Below are 18,700 nucleotides of genomic sequence, written 5' to 3'. Positions count from 1 at the left end.
CAGTCTCTTACCATGTGGACTAACGACAAGACATGTCATTGCAGCCGCAATATTTCGTCAACGGGTCTATCCTGCGCCATATCTTTTCCATGGCGCATACCAGCATGCTTGCGCTGGTGGCGATGGTGCTGGTCGATGCGCTTGATTTGTTTTTTCTGAGCCTTCTGGGCGATGTTGATGTGGTGGCCGGGCTTGGCTTTGCCTGGCCTTTGATCTTTTTCACACTTGCCGTGTCGCTTGGTATTTCGACTGCAATGACGGCCCTTGTATCCCGGGCGGAGGGGCAGGGTGACCGGGAACGCGCCCGTATTCTTGCGACCCATATCCTTGTGTTCGGGCTTGGTCTTTCCGTACTTATGACAATCGTGCTGTGGTGGGCTGCGCCGCACATGTTGACCCTTTTGGGGGCGGATGGCCGCGCGCATGCACTGGGCACCAGCTATTTGCAAATCGTGATGCTGTGTCTGCCGGTTCTGGTGCTGAGCATGTCATCAGGAGCCTTGTTGCGCGCAATCGGGGCCAAGCAACGATCCATGTGGGCCAAGATTGCCGGTGCCGTTACCAATGGGGGTCTTGATCCGATTTTTATCTTTGGCTTCGGTTGGGGTGTTGAGGGTGCTGCCTGGGCAACCGTAATCTCGCGCGTTGTCATCATGGGCATTGCCTTTTACGGGGTGCGCAACGTGCATCACATGTTGGGTCACTTCGATGCCAAGCTGTTTGTGCGCGATCTGGCTGATATCGCCAAGGTTACCGTTCCGGTCGGGTTGGCAAAAATCGGGCCGCCAATGGCCAGCGGATTTATCATGGCATCCGTGGCGAAATATGGTTCTGACGCGGTCGCGGCCATGGCCATCATTGAACGGATCGCCCCGTTTGCCTTTGTCGGTTTCATGGCTTTGCCACAGGCCATCGGCCCCATCATCGGGCAAAACTTTGCCGCAGGCCGAAGTGACCGTGTGCGCGCCATCTGGCATACTGTCTGGGGCTTGATTGTTGTCTATGGTCTGATGGTGTCGGCGTTGTTGTTTTTGCTTTCAGACCATTTGGCCGCGCTATTTCGGGCAACACCTGATACGGCATATTTGCTCAGTGTTTTTTGTACTGCGATTGCACCGCTTTACATGTTTTTGGGGCTGCAGTTTTCATCACACACCTTCTTTAACGTCACCGGGCGCCCGAACCTTGCGATGATTGCCGATCTTGCCAAGGAGCTATTGGGCGTGATCCCGCTGGTATGGCTGGGCAGCATCTATTTCGGGGCTGTAGGCGTGCTTTGGGGGCAGGCAGGCGGGATTGTGTTGTTTGGGCTTTTGACCGGTATTGTGAGTTATCGATTGGCATCCCAGCGCGGATCGTTGAATTCTTCCGTCACAAAGCCCATTCCAGCCACGCAGCAGCCAAAAGTCAGTTAGGCGGGTTTTTCAGGTGACAGCGTCATCAGAAGGCATGGCCCTTCGGCTGTTTCGTATTCCCGTCCTGCGATGAAACCGATGGCCTCGTAACAGCGAATGGCGCGTTCATTTTTGGGGTCGGGATCAATGCCGATCATCGGTGCGCCACGCTCAAACAACTGACCGATCAGTATTTTCAAAAACATCTGCCCATGCCCGCAGCCCATCATGTCCGGCACGCCGATAAAGGCATCCAGACAACGGGTATGTTCAGGCAGGGGATCAAGATGCGCCTGTGGCCATTTATGGGCGTCGTAATGCTGCACAAAGGCGAAAGGCCGATTGCGGTAAGACACAATCAGGGTTGCGATTTCGGCCAGTTCGACATCTTCGGAAATCAGTTCAAGCTGCTCTGCCGGGTCGCCCCACCAGCGGACAACTTCTGGCACGTGCAACCAGCGGCCAATCATCGGCAGGTCGTTTGGGGTTGCCCGTCTGAAGCTGTATTTTGACGGGCCCATCCCTTAGTCCCCGATTGGTGATCTTTTCGCTGCCAAGGCCAGATTGACCTTCGATGCACTTGATTTTCCTATCAAATCACAAATCCAGCTTCCTGTCTCGGCAAGCTTTTCAAGATCAATGCCGGTTTCAATGCCAAGCCCGTTCAGCATATAGACGACATCCTCGGTCGCGACATTGCCACTGGCCCCCTTGGCATAGGGGCAGCCGCCAAGACCAGCCACTGAACTGTCGATGGTGGCGACACCAATCTGAAGCACGGCCAAAAGGTTTGCCAGCGCCTGACCATAGGTGTCGTGGAAATGTGCGGCGAGCTGTTCGACGGGGATGTATTTGGCGACCTCGGTGATCATCGCCTGCGCCTTGGCGGGGGTGCCGGTGCCAATCGTGTCGCCCAGACTGACTTCATAGCAGCCCATGTCATAAAGGGCGCGTGCGACTTCTGCGACCTGTTGCGGGGCAATGTCACCTTCATAAGGGCAGCCCAAAACACACGATACATACCCACGTACCGCAAGTCCCGCTTCGCGGGCGGCATCTGCGACCGGGCGGAACCGATCAAGGCTCTCAGAGATCGAACAATTGATGTTCTTCTGCGAGAAGCTTTCCGATGCCGCACCAAAGACGGCAACCTCGGTTGCGCCTGCTGCAATCGCGGCTTCAAGGCCCTTCATGTTCGGGGCCAGAACCGGATAGGTGACACCGGGTTTGCGGGTGATTTGTGCCATGACATCGGGCGCATCTGCCATTTGCGGCACCCATTTCGGGCTGACAAAGGCGGTGGCTTCGATCACCGATAAGCCTGCATCATTAAGGCGATGAATCAGCTCGACCTTGGTTGCGGTCGGCACCATCGCCTTTTCATTTTGAAGGCCGTCACGCGGACCGACTTCAACGATTTTCACGCTTTGGGGCAGATCCGAAATCAGGGCCATTATTCGGCCTCCTCAATCGCGATCAGCTCGGCACCGTCATCAACCTGATCGCCCACGCCAAAGAACACTTCCTTGACCGTGCCGGTGACAGGGGCGGAGATGGTGTGTTCCATTTTCATGGCTTCCATGACGACAAGCTTGTCGCCCGCCGTTACCGACTGACCGGCCTCAGTCATCACGGCGATGATTTTGCCCGGCATTGGTGCGGTCAGGCCACCACCAGTGCCTTCGGTGCCACCGGCCGCGGCCAGTGGATCGAAAATCTCCAGACGGTCTGAACGGCCATCGCGGAAAATCATCAGACGATTGCCATCGCGCAGGACAGTGGCCCGTTTGCGGACGTTATCAAGCCGGGCAACGATGGCGCCATTTTCATCATGTTCGGCACTGGCGATGATAGCGCTACCATCGGGCATGTCGATGACATAACCCTGCGCGCGATAATGCACCTTCACCAGCAAATCCGACCCGTCATGACGCAGGATCAGGTCATGGTGGTTGTCGTCATTCAGCCGGAAGCCTGCCGTGCTGTGCCAGGGCGAATAGGGATCGCTGCTTTGGGCGGCGTGTTTGATGGCCTCGGCATCGCGGGTCAGCAGAATATCAAGGGCGGCAAAGGCCAGTGCCTCGTTATCGGGGGTGGTGGGTGCCGGGATCAGGTCATCCTGATAATTCGGGATGAAGCCGGTTTCGACTTCGCCACGTTCAAACGCCGGATGACGGGCGATATTGCCAAGGAAGCCTGTATTGGTGGTGACGCCGACGATCTGCACATCATTAAGGGCGGACGCCATACGACGCAGGGCCGATGGACGGTCCACATCCCACGTGATCAGTTTCGCGATCATCGGGTCATAGTGGATGGATACTTCGCCGCCTTCATAGACGCCGGTGTCGACGCGGACATGATCGGTCTCAGACGGCATGCGCATATGCACAAGCTTGCCCGTTGCCGGCAGGAAATCATTCTGCGGGTCTTCGGCATAGATGCGGACTTCAAAGGCATGGCCGTTGATGGAAAGTTCTTCCTGCGCCTTGGGCAGTTTTTCACCGTCTGCCACGCGCAACTGCCATTCCACCAGATCTTCGCCGGTGATCTTTTCGGTTACCGGATGTTCGACCTGAAGGCGGGTGTTCATTTCCATGAAATAGAATGCACCCGATGCATCAAGCAGGAATTCAACCGTGCCAGCCCCCTGATAGCCAATCGCCTTGGCGGCATCGACGGCAGCCTTGCCCATCCGGGCACGGAGTTCTTCGCTCATGCTTGGCGCAGGGGCCTCTTCAATCACCTTTTGGTGGCGGCGCTGCAAAGAACAGTCGCGTTCAAAAAGGTAAACCGCGTTGCCATGGGCATCAGCAAAGACCTGAATTTCAACATGGCGTGGTTTGACGATCAGCTTTTCAATCAGGCAATGGTCATCGCCAAAACTGCTGGCGGCTTCGCGTTTGCAGCTGGCGAGTGCTTCCTTGAAATCAGATGCGTTTTCAACTGCACGCATGCCCTTGCCGCCGCCACCGGCGGAGGCCTTGATCAATACCGGATAGCCGATCTTTTCGGCCTCGGCCGCGAGCAAGTCCAGGTTCTGATCTTCGCCGTGGTAGCCTGGCACCAGCGGCACACCGGCCTTGCCCATGATTTTCTTGGCTTCTGATTTTGATCCCATCGCGCGTATGGCGCTGGCCGGTGGGCCGACAAAGACACATCCGGCTTTTTCCAGCGCGTCGGCAAAACCTGCATTTTCCGACAGGAAGCCGTAACCCGGATGAACAGCATCCGCACCCGATTGCGCGATGACTTCAAGCAACCGGTCTGTGCGCAGATAGCTGTCCTTGGGGGCAGGGGCACCAATATGGTAGGCCTCGTCCGCGTGTTTGACGTGCAAAGCATCGGCGTCGGCATCGGAATAAACGGCGACAGTGGCAATTCCCATGCGACGGGCGGTCTTGATCACGCGGCAGGCGATCTCACCGCGGTTGGCGATCAGAAGTTTGCGCGGCATGTTATTTCTTGCTCCAGTTCGCGGGACGTTTTTCCAGAAAGGCACCGACACCTTCGCGGCCCTCGGCACTTGCACGTTGATCGGCAATGCGCTGCGCGGTGTCATCAATCACGGCGTCTGAAATCGGCTTGTTGGCAACGGCGTAAATCAGGTTCTTGGCGGCATGCATCGCATCCGGGCCATTGGCCAGAAGGAGTTTTGCCATTTCCTGTCCGCGGGCAGCCAAATCATCGGTTGAGGTGATTTCATGCACCAGCCCGATCTGTTGGGCGGTCTTGGCATCAAACCGTTCAGCGGTCAGGAAATAACGCCGCGCCTGATTGACCCCGATGGCCTCGACCACATAGGGCGAAATCACCGCCGGGATCAGGCCCAACTTGACCTCGGACAGGCAGAAACTGGCACGGTCAGACGCAATCACGATGTCACAGCAGGCCGCCAGACCGACACCACCGCCAAAGGCAGCGCCATTGACCAGTGCGATGGTTGGTTTTGACGCAAAATTCAAAACCTTCATCAGCTTGGCAAGTGCCTGTGAGTCAGCAAGGTTTTCAGCATGGCTGTAGCCTGCCATGCGCTTCATCCAGTTAAGGTCCGCCCCGGCCGAAAAGCTTTTTCCGGCCCCGGTCAGAATGATCACCCGCACCGCAGGATCAACATCAAGGGCTTCGATCTTGGCGGTCAGATCGGCAATCAGGACATCATCAAACGCATTGTGAATGTCCGGGCGGTTCAATGTGATGGTTGCCACGCCATTGGGGGCAATTTCACAAAGTGCTGCGTCTGAAATGTTATCGGTGTTTACATTGTTCATGGTCACCTCACATTCTAAAGACGCCAAACCGGGTTTCTTCGGCCGGTTTGTTGAGTGCTGCCGATAGGCCAAGGCCCAGAACCATGCGCGTATCCGCCGGATCAATCACGCCATCATCCCAAAGGCGGGCGGATGCGTAATAGGGGTGACCCTGTTCTTCGTATTGATGGCGGATCGGGCCCTTGAATTCTTCCTGTTCGGACTCAGGCCAGGTTTCACCACGTTTTTCCATGGCATCGGCGCGAATTTGCGTCAGGACATTTGCCGCCTGTTCACCCCCCATGACCGAAATGCGGGCATTGGGCCACATCCACAGGAAGCGTGGGCTGTACGCACGGCCGCACATGCCATAGTTGCCTGCGCCAAATGAACCACCGATCAGAACGGTGAATTTGGGGACATTGGCGGTGGCAACGGCGGTGACCAGTTTCGCGCCATCCTTGGCAATGCCGCCACTTTCATACTTGCGGCCAATCATGAAGCCGGTGATGTTTTGCAGGAACACCAGCGGAATGCCGCGCTGTGCACACAGTTCGATGAAATGTGCGCCCTTAAGCGCACTTTCAGAGAACAGGATACCATTGTTGGCAATGATGCCGACCGGATAGCCAAAGATGCGGGCAAAGCCGGTGACAAGGGTCGTGCCGTATTGCGCCTTGAATTCATCGAACTCGGAGCCATCGACGATGCGGGCGATGATTTCGCGCACGTCATAGGGCTTTTTGGTGTCAGAGGGGACGACGCCATAAATCTCGCGCGGGTCATAGGCCGGTGTGCGCGGTTCGGTCAGCGTCAGGCCGGGATTTTTCGTCCAGTTCAGGTTTTTGACCACATCACGCGCAATCGACAGCGCGTGGCTGTCATCCTGTGCGTAATGGTCGGTGACACCTGATGTTTTACAGTGAACATCAGCACCACCCAGATCCTCGGCCGAGACAACTTCGCCGGTCGCGGCCTTCACCAGCGGCGGACCACCCAAGAAAATCGTGCCCTGTTTGCGGACGATAATGCTTTCATCTGACATCGCCGGGACATAGGCGCCACCCGCCGTGCAGGACCCCATGACAACCGCGATCTGCGGGATGCCCTTGGATGACATGGTTGCCTGATTAAAGAAGATGCGGCCGAAATGATCGCGGTCGGGGAAAACATCGTCCTGCCGGGGCAGGTTGGCCCCGCCACTATCGACCAGATAGATGCAGGGCAGGTTGTTTTCCAGCGCGATTTCCTGCGCGCGCAGGTGCTTTTTGACCGTCATCGGGTAGTAAGAGCCACCCTTGACCGTCGCATCATTGGCGACAATCACGCATTCCACACCTGATACGCGGCCAATGCCGGTAATGATGCCGGCCGCCGGAACGTCCTCATCGCCATACATGCCATATGCGGCAAGCTGGGAAAGTTCCAAAAACGGTGAGCCAATATCAAGAAGCTGGCGAATACGTTCACGTGGCAAAAGCTTTCCGCGTCCGGTATGACGATCGCGTGCGCGTTCGCCGCCACCGAGTTTGACGGTTGCAATCTGGTCTTTCAGATCGGCAACCAGCTTTTCCATGTGGTCGGCATTGTTGCGGAATTCTTCTGAACGAGCGTTCACCGCAGATTTCAGTACCGTCATCGTCCGTTTTCACCGTTTTTGTTGTGGGCAAACCGGCCCGCGTGCAGGGTGTTTATGACTGTTGTTATGGGTGAAGTTTACGTAAACGTCAATATTAAATAGGTATTTCAGTACCGAATTTATGTAAATTATCCTGAATGTCGATACAGAAGCCCTTTTGGTGGTGTTTTGTTTACCTGTATCACATAGGTTTTCCGCAATTGCATTCCGTGGAAATCTTTTCCTTTCGGGGCCTGCCTTAGGGGGCTTGGAGGCTGTAATACTCTCCTGAAATGCGCATATTGTTTGGGAAAAGAACCATCGGTTTGTGGAGTTGGTTTTGAAGGCGACTGGACGAGGAATGTTGTTAAGGACCGCGTTAGGAATTGGGTTTCTGATCTTTGCTGCTGCGGATGTGTCCGCGAACGAGCTTGATCCATTGCACGACATTCACTGGCTTAAGGCAGATGTTCCGCCGATCGGTATCACGAGTGGTCCCTTGGCTGGCAAAGGGCTGCATGGTGGTATTCTCGAAGCCCTTTTGGGGCGCAAACCTGATCCCGATAAGATTGAGGGCCACGCGAATATGGCCCGTTTATATGCCCTGATACAATCAGGGAACTATTGTGTGCCCGGCATGATCAAGACATCGGAACGTGAAGAGTTTGTCTATTTTACCAGCCTTCCAAGCGCCGTGCTTGACAGCAGTCACCTGGTTTATGCCGCCGGCAACAGGAAGTTGCGCGACAAAATTGATGAAGATGTCTCGCTACAGCAATTGCTTGATGATGGCTTTGTGGTCGGGGTCGGGGCCGGCATTTCCTATGGCGACGGCGTTGACGAGGTTATCCAAAACCATTCAGACCAGTCTGGTGTGCTTCTTCATCCGACGCCGAATTTTATCGAGCCGATTTTATCGATGATTGAAATCGGGCGGGTGGATTTTTCACTCGCACCGCCATGGGTCATTACGTGGCTATTTGTGAACCGGAAACTCAAGCTTCAGGATGACCAAACGCCAATGATCGTCACTCATCCGTTTCGCGAGGCCGCCGCGAAAATCAACTATCATGTGGCATGTGCAAAGAACGACTGGGGCAAGCAAGCGGTTGCTTTGCTAGACAAACTACTGGCGCGTAGTGATGTGCGCGAAGCACTTGATCATAATGCCAGCGTTTGGATGTCGGCAGAGAAAGCGCAGCAGCATTTGCTGGATTAGAAGTCTGCGTACTAATCCGAAGGGGTGTCGATCAAGCTGCCTGCGGCCCCCTTACGCAGTGAAATCCACTGGGCCAGTTGATCAATGCGGTCATTCCCGAAGAAGGGTTCGTCTTCATAGAAGAAGAACGGCGAGCCAAAGGCCCCCATATTGATTGCGTCTTCGGTGACAGTGCGCACGTGGTCTTTCCATTTCGGGGATTTGACAGCGGCACGCATTTCAGTGGCATTGATCGAGTGGCGGGTTGCGGCGGCAAAAACATTTTCCGGGTTGGACATATCAAGTCCATCAGCGAAATAGCCGCGATAAATATCCTTGGCGAACTTGCGCGCCAGTATCGGCGAGCGCGATTCAATCCAGTAATAAGCCCGGGTCGGTACCAGGGCCGCATAGGGAAAGTTTTCGGGGATGCTGAATGGAACGTTTTGCAGGCGTGCACAGCGTTCCATGTCGTGACGGAAATAAGGACCGCGGATTGGTTGATCCAGAAGCGGGCTTTGCCCGGTCTGTTTGAAGGCGGCACCTATCATGAAGGGGCGCCAGACGACCGTCACGCCATGACGGGCTTCAAACTCTTCCATCCGTTCGGCGGCCAGATACCCGTAAGGTGACGAGAAATCAAAATAGAAGCTGACCTCAGACATGTTTCTGCACCCGCTTTCTGTAACTGATTCTACCAGAAATTGTTATATGCAGATCTTATGCCTGCTTTTCGGGTGTGATTTTGATCTATTAAGTTGTTGCAAATCAACAAAAAAATTAACAGATCCTAGTTTTGGTTACGGGATGACAATGCCTGGCCGGACTTTCACTTCTTCCATAACGACATATGTATGAGTCTGACCGACACCCTGAACAGAAGACAGGCGTTCGAGGAACTCGCGATAAGCATACATGTCCTCAACGCGTAGTTTGGCAAGATAGTCAAAGCCACCCGCGACCATGTGGCATTCTTCGATTTCAGGGAGCTTCTTGATCGCAGCGGCGAAAACGTCAAAAACATCCGGCGTGGTGCGGTCAAGAATGATTTCAACGAACACGACCAGCGACTGGTTAAGTTTCCGCGGGTCAAGTGTTGCCATATAGCCGGTAATAAAGCCGTGCTGCTCAAGCCGGCGGACGCGTTCAAGGCACGGTGTCGGGCTCAGATGGACCCGGCGTGATAGCTCAACATTGGACATGCGGCCATCATTTTGCAGCTCGCGGAGGATCTGTTTGTCGATCTTGTCGAGGCTTTTGTGGTTCTTCTGCATTATCGATATCCAGCCAGTGTTTATGACTACAGGAATGTAAAAACCGTGGATGATATATCGTATTTTTTGCAAAATTGGCAGCACATTTTTCGAGTGAAATAATATTGTCGGTCAACATAGAGGTGCAACAGGCCCCGAAGCGCTTGAAAAACGTGCGTTCTTCGGAGTTGGCAAAAGTCAGATATCAGGGAGAGGCTTTAAAATATGTTCCGTACCGAACTGCCCCAACCAAACGAAATTCGCCAGACGATCCGCGATTCCTATCGTGCCGATGAAGAGGCTGTCGTTGAGCGCATGATTGAAGCGGCGCGTCTTTCCCCAGAACAGACCGCGCGTGTTCAGGATCGCGCCTATCAGCTTGTCGCGCGCGTCCGCGAGGCCGATAACGGCAAAAGCGGTATCGATGCCCTGCTGCATGAATATGAACTGTCCAGCAAAGAAGGCGTCATCCTGATGTGTCTGGCCGAGGCATTGCTGCGTGTTCCGGATGCGGTCACGGCCGACAAACTCATTCAGGACAAGCTGTTTGACGCCGACTGGCAAAGCCATCTGGGCCATTCCGACAGCTTCTTTGTCAATGCGTCGACCTGGGGGCTGATGCTGACCGGACGGGTGATCAAGTTCGGCAAGGCGGAAAAAGCCGACCCGGGTCGTTTGATCAAACGTATGATCGGCCGTTCCGGCGAGCCGGTCATTCGCAAGGCCTTTAACCATGCGATGCGGATCATGGGTCGCCAGTTCGTGATGGGTCGCACCATTGACGAGGCATCTGAGCGCGCCAAGGCAAACGAAGAAAAAGGCTATCGTTATTCCTATGACATGCTGGGCGAGGCCGCCCGCACGATGGAAGACGCCGATCGCTATTACAAGGCCTATGAAACAGCCATTCACGATATCGGGCGCGTTGCCAATGGCCGTGGGCCGATTGACAGCCCGGGTATCTCCGTGAAGCTGTCGGCGATCCATCCGCGCTACGACTTTGCCAACTACGAACGGGTGATGACCGAACTGACCCCGCGCCTTAAGGAACTGGCACTTCTGGCCAAGAAATACGATATCGGCTTTACCGTCGATGCCGAGGAAGCCAACCGTCTTGACCTGTCACTTGATGTGATTGGTGCGGTTTTTGCCGATCCTGACCTTGATGGCTGGGAAGGCTATGGGCTTGCGGTTCAGGCGTATCAGAAGCGCGCCTATCATGTTCTGGAATGGCTGGCGGATCTGTCGACCAAGGTCGGGCGCAAGATGATGGTGCGCTTGGTCAAAGGTGCCTATTGGGATACCGAAGTCAAATTCAGTCAGGAAAACGGTTTTGACGGCTATCCGGTCTTTACCCGCAAGGCATCGACCGATGTGTCTTATTTGGCCTGTGCGAAATACATGCTGTCGCGGCGCGACGCATTTTATTGTCAGTTCGCCAGCCATAATGCCCATACTGTGGCATCGGTTCTGGAAATGGCGGGCAATGACCGCACCTTTGAATTCCAGCGCCTGCATGGCATGGGCGAGGCGCTCTATGAGCAGATCGTCGACAAAAACGGCGAAAACGTTCCGTGCCGAGTCTATGCGCCGGTCGGCACCCACGAAGACCTTCTGGCCTATCTGGTCCGTCGTCTTTTGGAAAACGGGGCAAACACCAGCTTTGTGAACCGCATTCAGGATGAACAGTTGCCGATCGAGGAAATGATCGCCGATCCGATCGAAAAGATGGCGGCCCTGCCGCGCAAAGGCCATCCGAAGATCCCGGCACCGATTGACCTGTATGGCGCAACCCGGGTGAACTCGCGCGGCATTGACCTGACAGACACCGAAAAGCTGCTGCCGCTCAGTGCCAAGCTTGCCGAAATCAAGGACAAGACCTGGAACGCAGCCCCACTGATTGATGGCAAACTTGTCTCGGGGACGCCGATTGATGTGATGAACCCGGCAAAGCTTGATGAAAAGGTCGGGGATCTTGTGCAGGCGACTGAGGCCGACGTTGAAGCCGCCGTGGTTGCGGCCGTCAAGGGCTATGAAACCTGGAACAAAACACCGGCAAGTGACCGGGCAACCGCCCTGCGTCGTTTGGGGGATCTGCTTGAAGAAAACATGGACGAGTTCATCGCGCTCTGTCAGCGCGAAGCCGGCAAGCTTTATCTTGATGGTGTTGCCGAGGTGCGCGAGGCCGTCGATTTCTGCCGCTATTACGCCAACCGGGCCGAGGAAACCTTCCGCGAAGGCAGCCCGCTTGAAGGTCGTGGCGTCATTGTGTGTATCAGCCCGTGGAACTTTCCGCTTGCGATCTTCCTGGGGCAGGTGACCGCAGCACTGGCAGCAGGAAATGCTGTCATTGCCAAACCGGCAGAGCAGACTTCACTGGTCGCAGCGCGTGCCGCAGAACTGATCCTTGAATCCGGTGTTCCGGGCTCCGCGTTCCAGCTGGTGCCTGGTCCGGGGCGCGTGATTGGCAATCAGCTGATCAATGATCCGCGCATTGCCGGTGTGGCCTTCACTGGGTCGACCGAAACCGCACAGTTGATCAACCAGGCTTTGGCAAAGCGTCCGGGTGTTCCGTTGCCGTTGATTGCGGAGACCGGGGGTCAGAATGCGATGATCGTTGATTCAACCGCACTGCCCGAACAGGTGGTGCAGGATGCGATCATTTCCGGTTTCCAGTCGGCGGGTCAGCGTTGCTCGGCACTGCGTGTTCTGTTTGTTCAGGAAGACATTGCTGACAAGCTGTGTGAGATGCTGGTCGGTGCGATGAAGGAGCTTCGCGTCGGGGATCCGAAATTCCTTGATATTGATGTTGGTCCGGTGATTGACGAGAAATCACGCAAGGTGCTTGAAGCCCATGCCGAACGCATGAAAAAGGAAGCCAAGCTTCTGCATGCCTGCGACACGCTGCCGGAATGCGAAGGCGGGAACTTCTTTGCCCCGCATTGCTTCGAAATTCCGTCGATTGAGGTGCTTGAACGTGAAGTGTTCGGCCCGGTTGTGCATGTGGTGCGTTACAAGGCGCGGGATATGGACAAGATTCTTGATCAGATCAATGCGTCTGGCTATGGCCTGACCCTTGGCATCCATTCACGTATCGATACGACCGTGCGCGAAATCTCCCACAAGCTGCGGGTTGGCAACTGCTATGTAAACCGCAACCAGATCGGTGCCGTGGTTGGTGTGCAGCCATTTGGCGGGCAGGGCAAATCCGGGACCGGTCCGAAGGCCGGTGGCCCGCACTATGTTGAACGTTTTGCCAAGCCGGTTGCACATGCAGATATGATTTCTGCCGATGATGTTTCAGATGATCGCGCGCCGATCATCGTCAAGGATGTAATTGCGACCAACGAATATGCCGCGATGCTGTCTGCTCAGGAAGAATGGCAGGCAACAGATGGCAATGCGCGGGTCAATATCCTTGAAAAGCTGTCTGCCAAGATGGAGGCATCTGGCAATGAGGCCCTGATCGAAGGGGCGGATCATGTTGCGAACTTTGCCGCCCTTTCGGAAAACGGTTTTGTCGCGCCGACCCGGATGCCCGGGCCGACCGGCGAGACCAACGACCTGTATTGTCAGGGTCGTGGAGTTTACCTGATCCAGGCAGACAAGGATGCGCAACCGGCAAAGGTCATCCGTCATCTTGGCGCGGCGCTGGCGGCAAGCAACGCGGTTATTCTTGCTGGCGATCAGAAGTGGCTTGTTGATATCCCGGCACTCGCACAGAAGGCAGGTCTTCCGGCAAAGCTTGTTAAGGCCGTTGGAACCAACACCGGACTGGGGGCGATGTATGATGGTGATATCGCCGGGGTGTCCTGTGTGGCATCACTTGATCGTGTAACCTCATTCAAGCAGCTTCTGGCCAAGCGCGATGGCGCGATCCTGTCGCTGATTTCCGATAGCGGGGCCGAGGATGATGGCGCATTGCCTGATGAAGCGTTCCTGCATCGTTTTGCGACTGAAAAGACGATCACGATCAACACCACGGCCGCGGGCGGTAACGCATCGCTGATGTCGATGGAAGAAGACTGATCTGCCAAGTGGACCGGGAAGGAATTCCCGGTCCATTTTTCTTTATTTTATTCATAATCTCTGATGTAGGATGTGCTCGCCTGAACTCAGGTCGGGCTTTTTTTCGTCAAAATTGGCTGCAATAGATAGTGGCTGGAACAGTTGACGTCCTGCGGCGTTGAAACTGATGCAAGAATAATGATCCATGTCGGGCAGGCATGAACAAGGAGAACAGGAATGATCAAGGTGAACGGTGCTATTGGCCGTGTCCTTAAAACGGTGTCGGTATGTGCGCTGCTGGCGGTGCCGCTTGCGGCCTGTGGGCCGCTGCAGATGCCGTTGGAAGACCGCACAGGCAATGACCAGTGGCTCGATACCCAGATCAAGTCTGGCATCCTTGGCGAGTTCTCGAAGGTCGATCACACCTATCTGATGGATGTGAATATCGATATCTGGGAACAGAATGTCATGGTCACCGGCATGGTGGACTCCAAGGGCAAGTATTACGACGTGATGTCGCTGGTCAAACAGGATAACCGGATCAAGACGGTTTATGACCACCTCGTGATTGCCGATCAGGAAACCATTGATGCCTATCATCAGGCCGAGGACGAATACGGCAAGAACGCCGTTCCGACCGATTCGGCCACCCAGTCTGTGTCCGATGTCTGGATCGAAAGTCAGATCAAGGCATTGTTATTGGCCGAAAAAGGTGTGAGTTCAGTCAACTATCGTTGGCAGGCCGTCCAGAATGTTGTCTACATCATGGGCGAAGCCCAAAGCGATGCAGAGCTTGAAAAGGTCCTGTCGATTGTGCGCCGGATCAAAGGTGTGACCAAGGTCGTAAGCCACATCGCAAAGGCCTGATCATCCTGATCGCCTTGTGATTAAACAGTTTTTTGGAAAATCCCCGCAGGCGTTCGGCCTTGCGGGGATTTTTTTGGTCGGGTTAGATGCAAAAGTGTTTGAAAACCATTCGCATTTATCATAGTGATGGCACTACGTAATTAATAACTGATTGCAATCGCACCATGTATGTCTGCATTTGTAATGCGCTCAAGGAAAAAGACGTCCGCCGTGCTGCCAAGCAGGGCGGGGCGACACGTCCGGGGGAAGTTTTCCGTTTCCATGGATGCGCGCCGCAATGTGGTAAATGTGCCTGCCACATGCGTGCAGAGCTGATGCAGGCGAAAACCTGTGGCAATTGCGATTGTGATGACGCGGCAGCCGTGACAGCAAATATCGAACCGATTGCTGCTGAGTAAGGCGCTTTCGAACATCAAGCTAAACAAAGAAGGCGAAGCCACTTGGGCCTCGCCTTTGTTGTTTGTGCCTGACGTTTTTGATGGGCAGCTTTATTTCTTCAGGCCAAAGCGTTCCTCGGCCAATCTGTCGGCAACAAAGCCGGTTGACTGGTTCTGCTGTTTGGCGCGCTCGAAAATCTCGCGCACGGTTTCACCGATGCCTTCGATATGCTTGTTGGTTTCGGCAACCGTTTTGCCTTCGCGGCCATAGTAAACCTCAATGACACCGCCAGCATTAATCACATAGTCCGGAACATACAGAATTCCGGTTTCGCGCAGCATCTCGCCATGGCGGTCATCTTCGAGCTGGTTATTGGCAGCCCCGGCGATCACGCCGACCTTGAGCGCCTCAATTGATAGGTCATTGATCACGCCGCCAAGGGCGCAGGGGGCCAGAATATCGGCTTCAACCGACAGGATTTCATCCACCGAAACCGCTGTTGCGCCGAATTCTGCGGTGGCGGCCTTGACGCTGGCGGCATTCAGATCGGCTACAATCAGATCGGCCCCGGCGGCATGAAGCTGCCTGCACAGATGGTATCCGACATGTCCGAGCCCTTGAACCGCTACCCTCATGCCGCTAAGGGAATCGCTGCCATGTTTGAAGCGAACCGCTTCTTTGATGCCAATGAAAACGCCATAGGCGGTGAAAGGCGAAGGATCGCCGGTGCGCGCCGGATCCTTGCAGTCATTGATGCCGCCAACATGTTTGGTCTGGCTTGCAATATGTTCCATATCCTCAGGACTGGTGCCGACATCCTCGGCGACGATATAGCGCCCGCCAAGCTGTTCGACGGCACGGCCCATCGCACGGAAAAACTCCGGTGTTTTCTGGCTGCGCGGATCGCCGATGATGACGGACTTGCCACCGCCAAGTGGCAGGTTGGCAAGGGCCGATTTGTACGTCATGCCGCGAGACAGGCGCAGAACATCATGGATGGCTTCCTGTTCGCTGGCATAGGGCCACATGCGACAGCCGCCAAGCGACGGCCCAAGGTTGGTGTTGTGAACCGCGATGATGGTTTTCAGACCGGTGGTTTTGTCGCTGGCAAAGACGACCTGTTCATGATCATCAAAGGCGATATCGGAAAAGACGTTCATCCTTTGCAGCCTCCTGGCAGCATCATTTTTCTGGTGCAGGCTGTTTCCTGCTTATCCCTTGATGTTTGATGCATACGGCGATTGATCAATTTCTAATTCCCGGAATGCAGAAAAAAGATCGTTTCGGTTGAGCAGGATCTGTCGTGTGGAATTCTTCGCAGCCTGCCGGGGCTGTTTTGTAATTTTATTACGCACACTTTGCAGCGCAGCATGACACGCCTGTGAAGGTATGGACCCGCTTTCAAGTTTTCGAGATTCTTTTGGCACTGATTTCAGACGGTTTTGCAGCGTTTCATATGGTGCAGTGCACTTTCTGTGATTTGTCCTGAATCAGGGCAATTATCATGCGGCCATGTCAAATTCGCACTTGAAACCGGAGCAATTAATCTGGAAATATCAATTAACCGGACAATTTACGGCTCGTTAAGGTACGAAACGTAGACTCCAGGTTGGGTATCTTGTGGTTGAGATTCCCGGTTCAGGACAGGTTGGCGTCTGGGCGGCGTCAGCGAACAAAATTTAAGGAGAGCGGCGGAAATGTCTGCATTCACAGACCATCGCCAAACCGTATTTGAAGTTGAACTGCACAATCAGGCTGTGCGCGAATGTGTCAAAGAGAACCGTTCCCACGAACTCTTTGATGACCGCTGGGCTGATGTTCAAACTCATGAAGTTGCGGCCAGCGACGAAACGAAGGCCCTTGCCATGATCGAAAATAGCTATCCGTCAGAAGATGGCTTTGTTGTCGATCACGTCAAACGCCTCGGATAACAGTTACCGACATCATCGAAAAAAGCGTGGTCAGCTTTGCTGCCACGCTTTTTTTGATTTGGTTCTGCGTCGAGAGGCCGTTTTTCGTGCTTTTGGCCTATGACGTCAGTTTGCCAAGCATTTCGCGGCCCTTGGCGACGGCAAATTTCTGTGCCTGCGCAAAGGTCGGATGCGGTGGCATGATCAAGGCATCGGGATCAACCGGAACCTGAATGACGGCTGGTCTATTGCTGGCAAATGCCTGTGACAGCGCGCTTGAGAGTTCCTTGGCATTTTCCGCGCGCAGTCCAAGACAGCCACAGGCCTGTGCAATTGCCGCCATATCGGGGTTGTTAAACCCGATGGCATGTTCTGGCAGACCTTTGGCTTCCTGTTCCAGTGCAATGAAGCCAAGCTTGCTGTTGTCAAAGACAATAGCTGTAATCGGCAGGTCGTATTCTGCCGCGGTCAACAGTTCGCCCATCAGCATGTTAAATGCGCCGTCGCCGGCAATTGCCACAACCTGACGGTCGGGATAGGCAAGCTGCGCCCCATTGGCGCCGGACAATGCAAAGGCCATGGTGCCAAGCCCGGATGACAGCGTGAAACGCTGGTTTCTTTTAACCCGCAAATGCCTTGCAGCCCAGGCTGTGGTCGTGCCGGTATCAACCAGGAAAATGGCGTCATCGGCCGCATGTTCGCCAATTGCCGACATTACGCTTGCGGGGTGAAGCGGGTTCTTGTCAGAATTTTCGATCTTTGACCAATCGTCTTGCTGGTCGCGGACTTTCTCGATCCAGTGTTTGCGCTGCGTTTCAGTATCTTTGGGCGTGATGCGATCCAAAAGGCCCTTTACCGATAGCTTGGCACTTCCGATCAGGGGCGCATCGATATCAAGCCGCTTGCCGATCTGGCTGCGTTTGGTGTCGATCTGGATGGTTTTGGCATCTTTGGGGAAAAATTCCTGATAGGGAAAATCCGCACCGATGATGCACAGCAAATCACACTCTGCGACAGCATCCTGACCCGGTTTGCCACCCAGAAGGCCCAAGCCGCCAATGCAGTTGGGATCGTCATCATCCAACCAGTCCTTTGCTCGCAGGGTTCTGACAATGGGGGCATCGATGCGATGCGCCAGATCAATGACCTCTTGTGCGGCCTCGGCACCGCCAATACCAGCCAGAATGACGGGCTTGGATGATTGTTCAATCAGCTTGGCAGCATGGTCAAGGTTATCGCTTGATGGTGACACCTCGCGGGTGGCAATCAACGTTGCGATATTGATTGGATCATCTGCGCAATCCTCGCTGGCGATGTTGTTCGGAATGCAGACATGTGCAGGCGCGCGGTTTTCAATTGCGGCTTTGCAGGCCTCCTTAAGGATGCGCGGGGCCTGTGCCGGGTCCATGATTGTCTCGGAATAAACTGTCACGTCCTCGAACAGTTTTTTCAGATCAACTTCCTGATGATATTCGGTGCCGATAAATTCCGAGTCCACCTGTCCGGTGATTGCAAGAACCGGGGCATGGTCGTGACGTGCGTCATAAAGACCGTTCAACAGATGGATCGCGCCGCCGCCTGCGGTGCCAACACAACATGAAAGGTTGCCTGTCAGTTTTGCCTGTGCGGATGCGGCAAAGGCGCCGCCTTCCTCATGGCGGACAAGCACAAAGTCGATGTCATCACGGTTTTCAAGGGCAAATGTAATGTCATTGATGGCATCACCTGGAATGCCAAACACATGTTTGACGCCAAGGTCGCTGAGTAAATCGATTGCGAGATCGGCAACTTTCATGGGGAAACTCCTTGGTCTCATGCTTGAGA

15 protein-coding genes are annotated in these 18,700 nt (G+C 54.7%); 6 read left to right on the top strand and 9 right to left on the bottom strand.

Going from position 1 to position 18,700, the window contains the following annotated elements; all coding sequences use genetic code 11:
• Positions 1 to 32 precede the first annotated feature (32 nt).
• Positions 33 to 1,415, top strand: a complete 1,383-nt coding sequence (locus HED22_RS16230; protein WP_167724146.1) for an MATE family efflux transporter — start codon at positions 33 to 35, stop codon at positions 1,413 to 1,415.
• On the opposite strand, the gene HED22_RS16225 is transcribed toward HED22_RS16230, so the two are convergent.
• From HED22_RS16225 to HED22_RS16205, 5 genes are read right to left on the bottom strand one after another with little or no spacing between them, the layout of a single operon-like run.
• Positions 1,412 to 1,915, bottom strand: a complete 504-nt coding sequence (locus tag HED22_RS16225) for a GNAT family N-acetyltransferase (RefSeq protein ID WP_167724144.1) — start codon at positions 1,913 to 1,915, stop codon at positions 1,412 to 1,414. The two genes, HED22_RS16230 and HED22_RS16225, sit on opposite strands and share 4 nt — an antisense overlap.
• A gap of 3 nt (positions 1,916 to 1,918) precedes the next feature.
• Positions 1,919 to 2,848, bottom strand: coding sequence for a hydroxymethylglutaryl-CoA lyase (locus HED22_RS16220; protein ID WP_167724142.1), 930 nt, complete (start codon positions 2,846 to 2,848; stop codon positions 1,919 to 1,921).
• A complete protein-coding gene (locus HED22_RS16215) occupies positions 2,848 to 4,851 on the bottom strand; it encodes an acetyl/propionyl/methylcrotonyl-CoA carboxylase subunit alpha (RefSeq protein ID WP_167724140.1) in 2,004 nt (667 codons plus the stop codon). The genes HED22_RS16220 and HED22_RS16215 overlap by 1 nt, the downstream gene beginning before the upstream one ends.
• A 1-nt stretch (position 4,852) precedes the next feature.
• Entirely contained in the window at positions 4,853 to 5,665 is an 813-nt protein-coding gene (locus tag HED22_RS16210) for an enoyl-CoA hydratase/isomerase family protein (RefSeq protein WP_167724138.1), read from the bottom strand.
• Positions 5,666 to 5,672: 7 nt separating this feature from the next.
• Entirely contained in the window at positions 5,673 to 7,283 is a 1,611-nt protein-coding gene (locus HED22_RS16205) for a carboxyl transferase domain-containing protein (protein ID WP_167724136.1), read from the bottom strand.
• Between the two features lie 340 nt (positions 7,284 to 7,623).
• Here HED22_RS16205 and HED22_RS16200 point away from each other — a divergent pair, with 340 nt between their 5' ends.
• Positions 7,624 to 8,481: a hypothetical protein gene (locus HED22_RS16200; RefSeq protein WP_167724135.1), complete on the top strand. Its 858-nt coding sequence runs from the start codon at positions 7,624 to 7,626 to the stop codon at positions 8,479 to 8,481.
• An 11-nt stretch (positions 8,482 to 8,492) separates the two neighbouring features.
• Here HED22_RS16200 and HED22_RS16195 read toward each other — a convergent pair whose 3' ends face one another.
• Both HED22_RS16195 and HED22_RS16190 read right to left on the bottom strand, forming a co-directional pair.
• The gene (locus HED22_RS16195; protein WP_167724133.1) at positions 8,493 to 9,125 is read right to left on the bottom strand and encodes a 2-hydroxychromene-2-carboxylate isomerase; all 633 of its coding nucleotides are present in this window, start codon (positions 9,123 to 9,125) and stop codon (positions 8,493 to 8,495) included.
• Positions 9,126 to 9,260: 135 nt separating this feature from the next.
• Positions 9,261 to 9,734 (bottom strand): Lrp/AsnC ligand binding domain-containing protein, encoded by a 474-nt coding sequence (locus tag HED22_RS16190; RefSeq protein WP_167724131.1) that lies wholly within the window; start codon positions 9,732 to 9,734, stop codon positions 9,261 to 9,263.
• A gap of 204 nt (positions 9,735 to 9,938) precedes the next feature.
• On the opposite strand from HED22_RS16190, the gene putA reads away from it, so the two are divergent.
• From putA to HED22_RS16175, 3 genes are all read left to right on the top strand, one after another.
• Complete coding sequence (gene putA / locus HED22_RS16185) at positions 9,939 to 13,742, top strand: bifunctional proline dehydrogenase/L-glutamate gamma-semialdehyde dehydrogenase PutA (RefSeq protein ID WP_167724129.1); 3,804 nt, start codon at positions 9,939 to 9,941, stop codon at positions 13,740 to 13,742.
• Between the two features lie 216 nt (positions 13,743 to 13,958).
• Entirely contained in the window at positions 13,959 to 14,588 is a 630-nt protein-coding gene (locus HED22_RS16180; RefSeq protein WP_167724127.1) for a BON domain-containing protein, read from the top strand.
• 164 nt (positions 14,589 to 14,752) lie between these two features.
• Complete coding sequence (locus HED22_RS16175; RefSeq protein ID WP_167724125.1) at positions 14,753 to 14,986, top strand: bacterioferritin-associated ferredoxin; 234 nt, start codon at positions 14,753 to 14,755, stop codon at positions 14,984 to 14,986.
• Between the two features lie 90 nt (positions 14,987 to 15,076).
• Here the strand turns inward: HED22_RS16175 and HED22_RS16170 are convergent, their stop codons facing one another.
• Positions 15,077 to 16,126 carry a Glu/Leu/Phe/Val dehydrogenase gene (locus HED22_RS16170; protein ID WP_167724124.1) on the bottom strand — a complete coding sequence of 350 codons (1,050 nt, stop codon included), beginning with the start codon at positions 16,124 to 16,126 and terminating at the stop codon, positions 15,077 to 15,079.
• A 537-nt stretch (positions 16,127 to 16,663) separates the two neighbouring features.
• Here HED22_RS16170 and HED22_RS16165 point away from each other — a divergent pair.
• A complete protein-coding gene (locus HED22_RS16165; protein ID WP_167724122.1) occupies positions 16,664 to 16,897 on the top strand; it encodes a hypothetical protein in 234 nt (77 codons plus the stop codon).
• Positions 16,898 to 16,994: 97 nt separating this feature from the next.
• Here HED22_RS16165 and HED22_RS16160 read toward each other — a convergent pair whose 3' ends face one another.
• Entirely contained in the window at positions 16,995 to 18,671 is a 1,677-nt protein-coding gene (locus HED22_RS16160) for a thiamine pyrophosphate-binding protein (protein ID WP_167724120.1), read from the bottom strand.
• Between the last annotated feature and the right edge of the window lie 29 nt (positions 18,672 to 18,700).

The organism is Thalassospira sp. HF15 (assembly GCF_011806525.1).
In the GTDB taxonomy this organism is placed as follows: domain Bacteria; phylum Pseudomonadota; class Alphaproteobacteria; order Rhodospirillales; family Thalassospiraceae; genus Thalassospira.
Note: the sequence above shows the minus strand (reverse complement) of the source record. Positions and strands in the feature narration are given on the sequence as shown.

Bases quoted from the DNA above. Each gene is read 5' to 3' on its own strand.
- HED22_RS16230 (WP_167724146.1), top strand. From the start codon at position 33: ATGTCATTGCAGCCGCAATATTTCGTCAACGGGTCTATCCTGCGCCAT.
- HED22_RS16210 (WP_167724138.1), bottom strand. From the start codon at position 5,665: ATGAACAATGTAAACACCGATAACATTTCAGACGCAGCACTTTGTGAA.
- HED22_RS16165 (WP_167724122.1), top strand. From the start codon at position 16,664: ATGTCTGCATTCACAGACCATCGCCAAACCGTATTTGAAGTTGAACTG.
- putA (WP_167724129.1), top strand. From the start codon at position 9,939: ATGTTCCGTACCGAACTGCCCCAACCAAACGAAATTCGCCAGACGATC.
- HED22_RS16225 (WP_167724144.1), bottom strand. From the start codon at position 1,915: ATGGGCCCGTCAAAATACAGCTTCAGACGGGCAACCCCAAACGACCTG.
- HED22_RS16220 (WP_167724142.1), bottom strand. From the start codon at position 2,848: ATGGCCCTGATTTCGGATCTGCCCCAAAGCGTGAAAATCGTTGAAGTC.
- HED22_RS16190 (WP_167724131.1), bottom strand. From the start codon at position 9,734: ATGCAGAAGAACCACAAAAGCCTCGACAAGATCGACAAACAGATCCTC.
- HED22_RS16160 (WP_167724120.1), bottom strand. From the start codon at position 18,671: ATGAAAGTTGCCGATCTCGCAATCGATTTACTCAGCGACCTTGGCGTC.
- HED22_RS16215 (WP_167724140.1), bottom strand. From the start codon at position 4,851: ATGCCGCGCAAACTTCTGATCGCCAACCGCGGTGAGATCGCCTGCCGC.
- HED22_RS16175 (WP_167724125.1), top strand. From the start codon at position 14,753: ATGTATGTCTGCATTTGTAATGCGCTCAAGGAAAAAGACGTCCGCCGT.
- HED22_RS16200 (WP_167724135.1), top strand. From the start codon at position 7,624: ATGTTGTTAAGGACCGCGTTAGGAATTGGGTTTCTGATCTTTGCTGCT.
- HED22_RS16180 (WP_167724127.1), top strand. From the start codon at position 13,959: ATGATCAAGGTGAACGGTGCTATTGGCCGTGTCCTTAAAACGGTGTCG.
- HED22_RS16195 (WP_167724133.1), bottom strand. From the start codon at position 9,125: ATGTCTGAGGTCAGCTTCTATTTTGATTTCTCGTCACCTTACGGGTAT.
- HED22_RS16205 (WP_167724136.1), bottom strand. From the start codon at position 7,283: ATGACGGTACTGAAATCTGCGGTGAACGCTCGTTCAGAAGAATTCCGC.
- HED22_RS16170 (WP_167724124.1), bottom strand. From the start codon at position 16,126: ATGAACGTCTTTTCCGATATCGCCTTTGATGATCATGAACAGGTCGTC.